This is a genomic window from Halalkalibacter wakoensis JCM 9140, assembly GCF_000513095.1.
GTDB lineage: Bacteria > Bacillota > Bacilli > Bacillales > Bacillaceae_D > Halalkalibacter > Halalkalibacter wakoensis.
In genome coordinates this window covers 1-10,774 of record NZ_BAUT01000102.1, presented here as the reverse complement: position 1 = coordinate 10,774, position 10,774 = coordinate 1, and the positions used below count along the sequence as shown (strand labels likewise).

The window sequence follows — 10,774 nt, the reverse complement described above, 5'->3', positions numbered from 1 at the left end:
AAGTCAATGTTTAGTAAGATGGTTTCGTTAAAGGATGTAACATGGAAGAGAGAAGGAAAGGCCATTCTGAATCACATCTCATGGGACGTTAATGAGAATGAACATTGGGTCATTCTTGGATTAAATGGTTCGGGGAAAACATCCATTTTAAATGTGTTGACAGGTTATCAATGGGCATCTAGTGGAGTTGTACAAGTGTTAGGTCAAACATTTGGAGAGACGAATGTACCTGAGCTTAGAAAGTCAATTGGGTGGGTAAGTTCTTCTGTTGATGATCGGTTTTCAGCTAGAGGAACAGACACAGCTCTTGAAGTGGTTTTGAGTGGAAAGCATGCGTCAATTGGTTTATATGAAGAGGTAACAAATGATGACAAGATTAGAGCAAAGAAATGGTTAAAGGAATTACATATTGAATCATTGGAAAACAGGCATGTTATGAGCCTTTCACAAGGAGAAAAAAGAAGGGTGATGATTGCACGGGCTTTAATGGCATCACCGGATATTCTTATTTTGGATGAGCCTTGTAATGGACTTGATATTTTCTCAAGAGAGCAGTTGTTGGAAACGATTCAGACTCTTGCCACAACGAAGGGAGGACCGACCCTTCTTTATGTAACACATCATATTGAAGAGGTGGTCCCGGCTATTTCACATGCGTTATTAATTCATAATGGATCCATTGTCGCAAAAGGTGAGAAGCGTACTACGCTTACAGAGAACAACTTGGAAAAGACGTTCCAGCTTCCTGTTTCCTTAACATGGGAAGATGAGCGGTTATGGGTAAGCATAAAATCTAAGACTAAAACAAGAGAGGTTGGGTTGTATGAATTATCCGATTGATCAAATACGTTTAAAGTTTCCTGCTCTGCAAAGAAAGGAAAACGGCAAGTCCGTCATTTTTTTTGATGGACCTGGAGGGACGCAAATGGTTGATGATGCGATTGAAGAGATGGTCGCATACATATCAAGTGGAATGGCAAACTTGCACGGAACGTTTGACACAAGCAAGGAAACGGAAAAAATGATTGCAGAAACAAGAGAAGCCGTTGCGGACTTGCTAGGATGCAAAAGCCATGAAGTAGCATTTGGAGCGAATATGACGACACTAGCGTTTGCTATTGCACGAGGCTTAGGATCGTATCTCCAAAAAGGAGATGAAGTTGTTGTGACTGAGCTTGATCATAGAGCAAACGTTGACCCGTGGGTCACTCTTGCAGAAGATCGTGATGCATCTGTGAAGTTTATTGAACTTGACCCAGATTCTTATACGTTACAGATGGAGCATCTAGATAAAATGATTACTTCTAACACAAAGCTAGTTGCTGTTGGACTGTCTTCTAATGTGACAGGAACGGTTACAGAAGTAGAGGAAATCATTGAGAGAGCAAAGGAAGTCGGAGCGTTAGTTGTTGTGGATGCTGTTCATGCAGTTCCGCATTTGCCTATTGACTTTTCTGCTCTTAATTGTGACATTTTGTTGTGTTCAGCTTATAAATTTTTCGGACCTCATGTTGGGATTGCTGTTGTAAAAGATACGCTTTTTCATGAATTAGCTGTATATAAGCTCGCCCCTGCACCGAGCTTACCACCTTTTAAATTAGAAACAGGGACTCAAAACCATGAAGGAATTGCTGGGGTAAAAGGGGCAATTCGATTTATAGAAGGGCTTGGAGAAGGCTCGACCAGGAGAGAGCGACTGCAGTCAGGACTTGAGCGTATTGATGATTATGAACGTTCAGTAGCATGTGAACTTGAGCGTTTTTTACGAACGTTGCCTTCTGTTACGCTTTACAGAGCTCCAGATGGAGTGAGAAAAACACCCACGCTTGCTTTTACGATTGAAGGGGAAGATTCGAGAGAAGTAACGAAGTGGTTGGCGACTCACTTCCAGTTGTTTGTGGCTGATGGGGATTTTTACGCTTCAACGATGGCAAATAAACTGGGTGTTTCTCACTACAATGGGTGGATTCGGATTGGACTGGCTCCATATAATACAATGGACGAAATTAAACGGTGTATGGAAGCGTTGCAAGAGTATGTAAACAAAAAGAGGTAATGGGTTGCTTCTTATGCTAGTGTTTGGTTTACTTGTACTAGCGATAATTAGAAAAGAGGTTATAACATGCAACACTTTAGTGCTGAAGACTGGATTACATACTTAAACTTGGAAGCTCATCCTGAAGGGGGTTTTTTTCAGAGGTCGTTTCGATCGCTAGAAGAAGTGCCTGAAAGAAATCGAGTTCTTTATACAAGCATTTACTTTTTGCTCCGTTCTGGGGATGTTTCGCATTTTCACCGTTTGCAATCCGATGAATTGTGGTATTTTCATGCCGGAAGCTCCTTATCCGTTCACATCATACATGAAAATGGTGAGTATGAGGAAGCTCGTCTAGGCCTAAACATTGAAAAAGGAGAAAAACCTCAAGTGTTGGTTCCTAAAAATGCTATTTTTGGTTCATCCTTGTCACAAGAAAATAGCTTTTCTCTTGTTGGCTGTATGGTTGCTCCCGGGTTTGAATATGAAGACTTTGAATTGTTTACTCAAAAAGAACTGTTGAAGGACTATCCTGAGCACGAGGAAATTATAAAAAAAATGGCCTATGTTACATTGCCTGAATAATTGAAATAAAAAGAAGCAGCTGGGGCGATGATCGCTCCAGCTGCTTGCTATTTAACTAAGGGTGTTTCGTTCTTTTTTAAAGTTGTGAACCGCCTAATTGTTGCTCAGCCATGGATACAAGGCGCTTTGTAATTTCGCCTCCAACGGAACCATTTGCACGAGAGGTTGAATCAGCGCCAAGTTGAACACCAAATTCTTGTGCAATCTCGTACTTCATGTTATCCAAAGCTTGTTCTACTCCAGGTACTAGTAGTTGATTTGAATTGTTGTTGTTGCTTGCCATTTGAATCACCTCTTTCGTTGATATGGTTCTAGTATGTGAGTTTCTAAGTGCGCTATACAAGGAGAAGAGGAGAAACATTTTCCAATTAAAGACGCTCGACAGATTTAAGGCAATCCATTGCGAGATAAAGGGGTTCATTGGTAGTCACTTTTATTTTAACTTTTTTGGTTTGTCGATCAATACGGTCAATCATTCCCGTAACCTCATGGAAAAACCCATCTTCCCAATAAGTGATCTGTACAGGAAGCTCGTGCTTAAGTGAATCGAGGACCACAAGACCGATTTCCTCTAAGTGCTGTTCATCTAAGGCGGGTGGTGGAACTCTTGTTAACTGCTGCTTCCGTCTGAGAAGAGCCTCCTTATGTTCGGGTAAAAACATTCTGCTGCTTTCCCAAAGTAAATTGCCACGCTGCAAAGGTTGTTCGTTCATTTATAATGTCCTCCAATCTTTTTGGCGCGCTCAAACGCTTGACCTGCCTTTGTTAAAGATGATGCACGAATGAGAGCGGTTGTTCCATATTTATCTTTAATGCCGTCCATGACATAGCCAAGGTCTACTTTTTTGTCACGACCTGTGTTGAATAAACTTAATTGCACTTCATCATCACGGCAAAGTTTCGTTAAGCTAACCGCAAGTCGTCTAATTGGATTTTGATCCCAAAATTTTAGGAAGAGTTGTTCCGCAACATGAAATACATCCATTACATAATTCGTTGGTTCATACAAGGTTGCTTGTCGATGAAACCCACTTCTTACTTCATAACTCGCTCCACTGACGCTGATTGTCACGGTTTGACCCATCATGTGGGACTTTCTTGCTCGCGTGCAAACTTCTTCACAAAGCTCTAAGAGAACGACACGAATTTCAGCGAGACCTATGTAATCACGAGGAAGAGTCATTCCATGTCCAATGGCTTTTTGATGATCATGCGATGATGTGCTAACAGGGGAGAGGTCCTCTCCATTTGCGGTCATGGAAAGAACATGGCCGTTAATGCCCCATTTATCTTTTAATCGTTTTAACGGAACGGCAGCAAGTTGGCCAATCGTCCGAATTCCCATATTACGTAAATGGCTTGTCATTTTGCCCCCAACCCCAAACATATTTTCGACAGGTAATGGCCATAAAGTTTGTTCTAATTCCTCTTTCTTTAACCAAAAAATACCTGATTTGTTTTTTTTAGAGAAGTTATCACATGCTAACTTCGCTAAAACTTTATTTTCGCCAATCCCAATTCGGGCCCGTACTTTCGTTTCTTCCCAAATGTGCCGTTGAATCCTTTCAGCTATTTCAAGAGGAGGACCAAATAATTGTTGGCTGCCAGTTACATCGATAAATTGCTCATCGATCGAAAAAGGTTCAACTAAGTCTGTGTATTGCTCTAAAATATGAGTGATTTCAACTGAAATCGTGATATAATCTTGCATTTTGGGAGGAACGACCACTAAATCATGACATTTCTGTTGGGCTTCCCATAGCCGTTCTCCGTTTTTGACCCCCTTTTTTTTAGCGAGAGGACAGGCTGCTAAAATGACGCCTGATCGTCGCTTCGGATCTCCGGATACAACTAGTGGCTTCTTCTCTAACTGAGGGTATCTTGCCTTTTCGATGGATGCATAAAAAGACTGCATATCAACAAGAAAAATGGTTTTCATAACGTCACGCTCCGATTAAGAACAAATGTTTGTGTTTACATTATATGCGAAAGTATGTTCGTTATTCAAGTTGCATTTTATACCAAGTTTTTTGGGTATAATGAATGACAAATAAAGGAACAGAAGGTTGAAGAGCGAAGGGACGTAAGATAAGATGAGAAAGTAGCATAGAACAGGACTACCATTTCGTAACAGGGTTCATGGAGGGAGATTTAAAAGTGGAATACAATGACCAAATGAAAAATAGAGTAAAACGTGTAGAAGGACAAGTGAAAGCACTGATCCGTATGATGGAAGAAGAAAAAGATTGCAAAGAGCTTGTGGCACAAATGTCAGCTGCTCGAAATGCACTAGACCGAACGATCGGTCTTGTTGTTAGCACGAATTTAGAACAATGTGTTCGCGAACAGATTGTAAAAGGTGAAGAAACAGAAGAACTTATTCAAGAAGCGGTTCAGTTATTAGTAAAGAGCCGTTAGTCGTGAGTGATAAAAAAGGGATCCAAAGAAGCCACTGGGTTCCTTTTGTTGCTTTTTCTAGGAATAAAAAGAAACTTTTAGTGAGGAGAGGCTTCAGTGGAACAGAAAAAAGGAAATCAGAAAAGGAAGTCCCCAAAAAAGAAGCTAGCATCCTTAGTACTACTTGTTCTATTTGTATGGGGGATCATTCATCTGTTGCCTGTACAGGAACGGACGGTGAAACCTTTTTTTGAAGAGGAAGAGCTCGTAGTGGTTGCTCACCGTGGAGGGAAGCATCTTGCACCCGAAAATACGATAACCGCTTTTGAAAAGGCAAGAGAGCTAGAAGTGAACGCAATTGAATTTGATATTCATATGACCAAAGACCATGAACTCGTTGCGATTCATGATGCAACGGTTGATCGAACGACGGATGGCAGTGGAAAAGTTGGAGATATGCGGTTGGAAGATTTGAAAGAGCTTGATGCGGGCTATTATTTTCAAAATGAAAAAGGAGATTATAGCTTTCGTAATCAAAACGTAGTCATTCCAACCGTAGAAGAAATCTTTGAACAGTTTCCCGATATGAAAATGTTTATAGAGATTAAGGATACAAATGAAGCAGAGACCATTCCAGTAATGGTCGAACGGTTATGGAATCTTATTCAGAAATATGGGTTAGAAGAACGCGTATTAGTTGGGTCATTTGATCAGACCATTATTGATCTGTTTGACGAAGCTGCAGATGGAAGGGTGGCAGTTGGAGCTGGTCGGCAAGAGGTGATGAAATGGGTTGCTGCTAATAAGTTGTTTTTAAATGGGTTATACAGACCCAAAGTAGATGCCATTCAGATCCCAACAGAACAAAAAGGGATCGATTTAACGAGCAAACGGTTAATCGAATTTGCACAACGTTGGGGGATGCCTGTACACTATTGGACAATCAATGACGAGGAAACGATGCGCTATTTGCTAGAGCAAGGAGCAGATGGGATTATTACAGACCGTCCTGATCTATTATTAGAAGTTTTGGAAGAAATGGGGAAGTAATCTACCGTACGACAACATCATGACTGTATGAATTTCTACCAGATAGGCAATCACCCTTGTAAGACTATTTACATATGTTGTGGTAAAAGAAGAAAGGGTGATTGGATGAACGGGAAAGTTCAACGCTATTTTGCCGGTGGGAACACAGCAAAGGGGTTTTTTAGCTTCTATGAGGATGTGTTAAACGATTTGGACCGTCTTTTTATTTTAAAAGGGGGACCAGGCACTGGAAAATCTTCTTTAATGAAAGCAGTTGGGGAAAAAATGGTGCAAAAAGGGTTGGATATTGAATATTTGTATTGTTCCTCAGATCCCGATTCAGTTGATGGAGTGATTGTTCCAGCCTACAAAGTTGGGATCGTAGACGGCACGGCTCCTCATATTATCGAACCGAAAGCACCTGGAGTAGTCGAAGAATATGTAAACCTCGGAGTAGCTTGGGATGGAAAAGTATTAAGAAATTCTAAAAAAGAGATCTTGTCATTAAATAAAGAAATTTCGGCAACATTTCAAGAAGCATATGAACATTTTGCACAGTCCTTACTCGCACACGATGATCTTGAACATATTTATATTTCAAACATGGACTTTGAAGAAGCGAACAAATTGACAGAAGAACTCATAACCCGTTTTTATCAGGAGGATACTGCTCCAAAAAAATCAACTGTAGGGCATCGTTTTTTAGGGGCGGCCACACCAAAAGGGGCAGTGGACTTTATTCCTAATTTAACAGAAGGTATAGGAAAACGATATTTTATTAAAGGAAGAGCTGGATCTGGAAAGTCAACGATGTTGAAGAAAATCGCAAAAGCTGGAGAAGAAAGAGGATTTGATGTGGAAGTGTATCATTGTGGCTTTGATCCAAATAGTGTTGATATGGTCATTGTCAGAGAAAAGGATTTCGCAATCTTTGATAGTACCGCTCCACATGAATATTTTCCAGAGCGAGAGTCTGATGAGGTTGTCGATATGTATGAACGGTGCATTACACCAGGAACAGACGAGAAATATGAAACTGAAATTGAGAGAGCAACAAAACCATATAAAGATAAAATGAAGGAAGGAATTGCTTCCTTAAAGAAGGCAAAAGAACTTCGTGATCAGTTAGAAGCATATTACATCAAAGCGATGGACTTTGAAAAGGTGGAGAAAATTCAACAGGAAGTTTTAATGGAGATAGAACAAATGATCAATCATCATCAATAAGGCTGGGACAGAGGGGATGAAAAAGGGATACCTTGTTCATCCCCTCCCTAAACTCGTGAACCTATCTTCTACAAATAAGTTTGACAAACAAAGGTCTTGTCAAAACTTAAAGACAGGAGGTGTAACAAATGGATACACAAACGATAATCGTATTCGCAGCAATTGCTATCACGCTTGGTTCAATCTTCCATTCACTTAGACTAAAGAGCAAACATAATGACTTTGCAGATTTACTCCTTGACCAGATTGAACAAGATTTAGAATTGAGAAAAACACTCGCGATGGGATTGTATTTGAGGTTTGCCAAAGGAGTTGATAGGAATATCCCACATGGTCAAAGCTTTATTAAAGAGGAACCTGACCAATTTGAACATTTTGTGGCAGACATTATTGAAGCAAAGTTTGGTGGAGATATGTTTGTGAGCAAAGCAAGTGGAGATTATGGCGTCAATTTTGAAAACCGCCGAGAAGAGGGGTTATATTTAGGGCAAGCTTTATGCACGGCTGAAGATGTTACGTACGAATCTGTTGCGCTCATTCATTCAAATATGAATAAGTGGGGGGCGGTTGGGGGATATGTTATTACGACAGCAGGATTTACAGAAAAAGCAATCAACTATGCAGATGGTTTAGGGATTGAACTAATTAATGGGGTAGAGCTCGTTACGATGTGGCTTGAAACATTTGAAGAAGATACGGCTTATTTAAAGAACCTAAGCCCATCAGACATCTAGAGAGCTTCCCTTTAATAAGGGGCAAATAACTCTCGTCAGTCTGAAAAAGCTTTCTGTTTAAGCGGTATATTTAGTAGGTATCGTTTTTAATTTAATGCCACAACCACATAAGATACTATGTTTTAATTGTTTTAATTCTGTTTGACATTGCGTACATAACGTTTTTTGGTTTTTCATATAGTTCACCTTTTTCTCATTTAACTATGTTACTTACAAAATTCTCAATCGAAATCTATTATTATAATAACATTTATCAGACGAAAATCAATATCTTTTTATAATTATTTTAAATAAGGATAATTGATGTTTAAAGATAAAAACAAGAGATGTATAAAAAAGGTCAGATTTCCCCTTTTCATACATCTCTAAATTTAATTACCATAAAACATCTAGTACATTACCATCAAATATATTTGTGTCAATGTTACATGTTTCAGCATCTAGTCCATACTGCCATCCTCCAATTAAAGCACCATCAGGATAGCTAGGATTATAAGCAGGCGCATTGTCTTCGGTTGTTATGCCTTCATTAGGTGCTGCAGTCCATATATGCATTTCTTCTAGAATACTAGGATCAGCTTCAGCAGCAGCTTCAAAAGCCATATACACCTCTTGACCTGGATCAAAAACGCCATAAATACCAGAGCTGTATTCTGATTCAGTAACGGCATCATGCCAACCTTGGATGAAGTCAGAATCAATTGGGTAAATCGGTTCTACATTGGCAAATAAAGCAACACCTTCAGGAATTCCGAAATCTCTCGCCATTTCAATCGCTTCATTTGCATGATATTGACCATGATCATACCCGGTGCCGTCATTAAAGTGGTTATACACTACAAGTATTTGAATGTCTTCAGCATGGAGTAATTCGACTTCTTCAGCCGTTAGACCGTAGGATGCACCTTCATTCGTTCCTAAATAGCGTCCCCATATTTCCGGGTCCCCGAAGTTATCACGAACACAGGCAAGCATTTCATCAGTCGTTATGCTAGCTGAATCAACCCCCCAAACCGTTTCGGGTGTTTCGCCATTGTCTGAGCCATTCTCACCGTTTCCGTTTCCATTTTCGTCGCCATTGTCTGAGCCATTTTCACCATTTCCGTTCTCTTCGCCATTACCGCCGTTCCCGTTGCTCTCTCCATTCTCTCCATCTTCTGAATGTGCTGTGATTGAATTGTTTATATCATTTGTTATGGTTACATCGACACTAACACGAATATCATTGCCGATTTGATTGCTAATAGTCCCATCGCCACCATTGATCTGATTATCAATTGTATTTTCAAGGTCGCCACTTTCAGCTTCAATGTTGTTATCAACTGTATTGTTAATAGAACCAGCATTGGAGTGAATGTGATTTTCTATTTGGTTCTCAACTTGACCATGAGAAGAATGAATGTCGTTGGTTACTGTGTTGGTTACGTCACCATCGCTAGCTTCAATTGTATTGTCAACATTATTCTGAATGTCACCTTCTTCGGAAGAAGTGCCGTCATTGTCAGATGATGGATCTTGATCTTCGTCAGATTGTATGACCTCAGAATCAGTGGATGCACTAGCGGGATTTTGTGTATTGGCCTCACTAAAGAAGGTTAGAGAGATAAGAAACAAGAGAGAGACAACTCCAAGGACGATAAATGAAACATTTACTTTCCTTTTCACGTTTTCACCACCTTCAATTATCTCAAAAATATGTTACGTGAGAGAACAAGCTTCGGTGAAAGAAATGGGCCAATGATGGGGAAATTAGTTTTCTATCGATTGTCAACAGAGTATAATAGAAACATAAAAAGTGTAGTCAGCTGATGCGCATGCAGAAAGGGGAGTTCTATGGAACTTTCACACGTTATTTGTGAAAAACGAACGTATTCTAAACAATACGATACCCATGACCATGCATATGGCCAATTATTATTCCCGCTTCAAGGTGGGATGGAAATCAAACTAACTGAGCGCAATATTCACTTGGAGGAAAAATATGGTTTCTTTCTTCCGCCAGGTTGTTTGCATACATTTCGAGCCACAAGCAGGAATGAATTTCTTATTGTCGATCTTCCTAAATATGTGCTAACTCCTGAACAACAAGATGAAATGTATTTTGAGTTAACGGAACAATGGACAGCCATTCGTTTTTTATTGTTAGAAGAACTTCAAAATACAGGGGCATCGTCAACAGACTTAACGTATTTGGGACGTTACATTAGTAAAAAACTACAGAAAAAAGTAGCAAGGTCTATTCAATATATTCATGAACATTTTCCTTCCAAACTAACAATAGAACAATTATCACAAATGGAAAATTACCATCCGGCTTATTATAGCATTTGGTTTAAAAAACAAACGGGTATGAGCCCTGCAACCTATATTCAACATGTTCGATTAGATGAAGCAAAGCGGTTACTAACAGAAACTAGTTCTAGTATTACGACAATAAGCAATGAGGTAGGGTTCGATTACCCTTCATCTTTTACAAGAGCTTTTATCCGTTATGAAGGAATTTCCCCTCAAATGTATCGAAAGACCTTTCAAAAGGACAAATAAACATAAAAAAAAGTAATGTGTGTGTTCATGTTGAATAGTAGGATTGAAAAAAGGATAGAAAAAGAGATGAGAATCTGATTTTTTTGAAGTTTGAAAGTTAGAGGGGGAGCGATTTTTGAAGGGGAATATTTCAATCTTATTTGTATTATTCGCAGCCATTTTATGGGGCACAACAGGTACAGCACAAACGTTTGCACCTGAGACTGCCAATCCAGATCAGTAA

12 protein-coding genes and 1 pseudogene are annotated in these 10,774 nt (G+C 39.6%); 9 read left to right on the top strand and 4 right to left on the bottom strand.

The window, feature by feature from the left end; all coding sequences use genetic code 11:
• Positions 1–6: 6 nt before the first annotated feature.
• The 3 genes from JCM9140_RS20595 (at position 7) to JCM9140_RS20585 (ending at position 2,620) form a co-directional block, all read left to right on the top strand.
• Complete coding sequence (locus JCM9140_RS20595) at positions 7–840, top strand: ABC transporter ATP-binding protein (RefSeq protein WP_034751113.1); 834 nt, start codon at positions 7–9, stop codon at positions 838–840.
• Positions 824–2,056 carry a cysteine desulfurase-like protein gene (locus tag JCM9140_RS20590; RefSeq protein WP_034751110.1) on the top strand — a complete coding sequence of 411 codons (1,233 nt, stop codon included), beginning with the start codon at positions 824–826 and terminating at the stop codon, positions 2,054–2,056. Before JCM9140_RS20595 ends, JCM9140_RS20590 begins: the two co-directional genes overlap by 17 nt.
• Positions 2,057–2,122: 66 nt before the next feature.
• A complete protein-coding gene (locus JCM9140_RS20585; protein WP_034751108.1) occupies positions 2,123–2,620 on the top strand; it encodes a cupin domain-containing protein in 498 nt (165 codons plus the stop codon).
• A 76-nt stretch (positions 2,621–2,696) separates the two neighbouring features.
• Here JCM9140_RS20585 and JCM9140_RS20580 read toward each other — a convergent pair whose 3' ends face one another.
• The 3 genes from JCM9140_RS20580 to JCM9140_RS20570 form a co-directional block, all read right to left on the bottom strand.
• Positions 2,697–2,903, bottom strand: a complete 207-nt coding sequence (locus tag JCM9140_RS20580; protein ID WP_034751105.1) for an alpha/beta-type small acid-soluble spore protein — start codon at positions 2,901–2,903, stop codon at positions 2,697–2,699.
• Positions 2,904–2,988: 85 nt separating this feature from the next.
• Complete coding sequence (locus JCM9140_RS20575) at positions 2,989–3,333, bottom strand: YolD-like family protein (protein ID WP_052002438.1); 345 nt, start codon at positions 3,331–3,333, stop codon at positions 2,989–2,991.
• Positions 3,330–4,559, bottom strand: coding sequence for a DNA polymerase IV (locus JCM9140_RS20570; protein ID WP_034751101.1), 1,230 nt, complete (start codon positions 4,557–4,559; stop codon positions 3,330–3,332). The genes JCM9140_RS20575 and JCM9140_RS20570 overlap by 4 nt, the downstream gene beginning before the upstream one ends.
• 218 nt (positions 4,560–4,777) lie before the next feature.
• Here JCM9140_RS20570 and JCM9140_RS20565 point away from each other — a divergent pair, with 218 nt between their 5' ends.
• The 4 genes from JCM9140_RS20565 (at position 4,778) to JCM9140_RS20550 (ending at position 8,007) form a co-directional block, all read left to right on the top strand.
• Entirely contained in the window at positions 4,778–5,038 is a 261-nt protein-coding gene (locus JCM9140_RS20565; RefSeq protein ID WP_034751098.1) for a metal-sensitive transcriptional regulator, read from the top strand.
• 96 nt (positions 5,039–5,134) lie between these two features.
• Positions 5,135–6,067, top strand: coding sequence for a glycerophosphodiester phosphodiesterase family protein (locus tag JCM9140_RS20560; RefSeq protein ID WP_034751096.1), 933 nt, complete (start codon positions 5,135–5,137; stop codon positions 6,065–6,067).
• A 105-nt stretch (positions 6,068–6,172) separates the two neighbouring features.
• On the top strand, positions 6,173–7,273 hold the full coding sequence (locus tag JCM9140_RS20555) for a PRK06851 family protein (RefSeq protein ID WP_034751094.1): 1,101 nt from the start codon (positions 6,173–6,175) through the stop codon (positions 7,271–7,273).
• A 128-nt stretch (positions 7,274–7,401) separates the two neighbouring features.
• Complete coding sequence (locus tag JCM9140_RS20550; protein ID WP_235715427.1) at positions 7,402–8,007, top strand: restriction endonuclease; 606 nt, start codon at positions 7,402–7,404, stop codon at positions 8,005–8,007.
• Between the two features lie 375 nt (positions 8,008–8,382).
• Here the strand turns inward: JCM9140_RS20550 and JCM9140_RS20545 are convergent, their stop codons facing one another.
• A complete protein-coding gene (locus JCM9140_RS20545; protein ID WP_235715426.1) occupies positions 8,383–9,672 on the bottom strand; it encodes a glycoside hydrolase domain-containing protein in 1,290 nt (429 codons plus the stop codon).
• 168 nt (positions 9,673–9,840) lie between these two features.
• Here JCM9140_RS20545 and JCM9140_RS20540 point away from each other — a divergent pair, with 168 nt between their 5' ends.
• Together JCM9140_RS20540 and JCM9140_RS24745 are read left to right on the top strand one after the other, a co-directional pair.
• Positions 9,841–10,551 carry an AraC family transcriptional regulator gene (locus tag JCM9140_RS20540; protein ID WP_034751090.1) on the top strand — a complete coding sequence of 237 codons (711 nt, stop codon included), beginning with the start codon at positions 9,841–9,843 and terminating at the stop codon, positions 10,549–10,551.
• A 115-nt stretch (positions 10,552–10,666) separates the two neighbouring features.
• A pseudogene (locus JCM9140_RS24745) lies at positions 10,667–10,765 on the top strand (EamA family transporter); the annotation flags it as partial.
• Positions 10,766–10,774 lie beyond the last annotated feature (9 nt).

What these genes read in the sequence shown, in the direction of transcription:
- JCM9140_RS20580 (WP_034751105.1), bottom strand. Translation starts at nt 2,903, where the DNA reads ATGGCAAGCAACAACAACAATTCAAATCAACTACTAGTACCTGGAGTA.
- JCM9140_RS20595 (WP_034751113.1), top strand. Translation starts at nt 7, where the DNA reads ATGTTTAGTAAGATGGTTTCGTTAAAGGATGTAACATGGAAGAGAGAA.
- JCM9140_RS20585 (WP_034751108.1), top strand. Translation starts at nt 2,123, where the DNA reads ATGCAACACTTTAGTGCTGAAGACTGGATTACATACTTAAACTTGGAA.
- JCM9140_RS20570 (WP_034751101.1), bottom strand. Translation starts at nt 4,559, where the DNA reads ATGAAAACCATTTTTCTTGTTGATATGCAGTCTTTTTATGCATCCATC.
- JCM9140_RS20555 (WP_034751094.1), top strand. Translation starts at nt 6,173, where the DNA reads ATGAACGGGAAAGTTCAACGCTATTTTGCCGGTGGGAACACAGCAAAG.
- JCM9140_RS20550 (WP_235715427.1), top strand. Translation starts at nt 7,402, where the DNA reads ATGGATACACAAACGATAATCGTATTCGCAGCAATTGCTATCACGCTT.
- JCM9140_RS20575 (WP_052002438.1), bottom strand. Translation starts at nt 3,333, where the DNA reads ATGAACGAACAACCTTTGCAGCGTGGCAATTTACTTTGGGAAAGCAGC.
- JCM9140_RS20540 (WP_034751090.1), top strand. Translation starts at nt 9,841, where the DNA reads ATGGAACTTTCACACGTTATTTGTGAAAAACGAACGTATTCTAAACAA.
- JCM9140_RS20590 (WP_034751110.1), top strand. Translation starts at nt 824, where the DNA reads ATGAATTATCCGATTGATCAAATACGTTTAAAGTTTCCTGCTCTGCAA.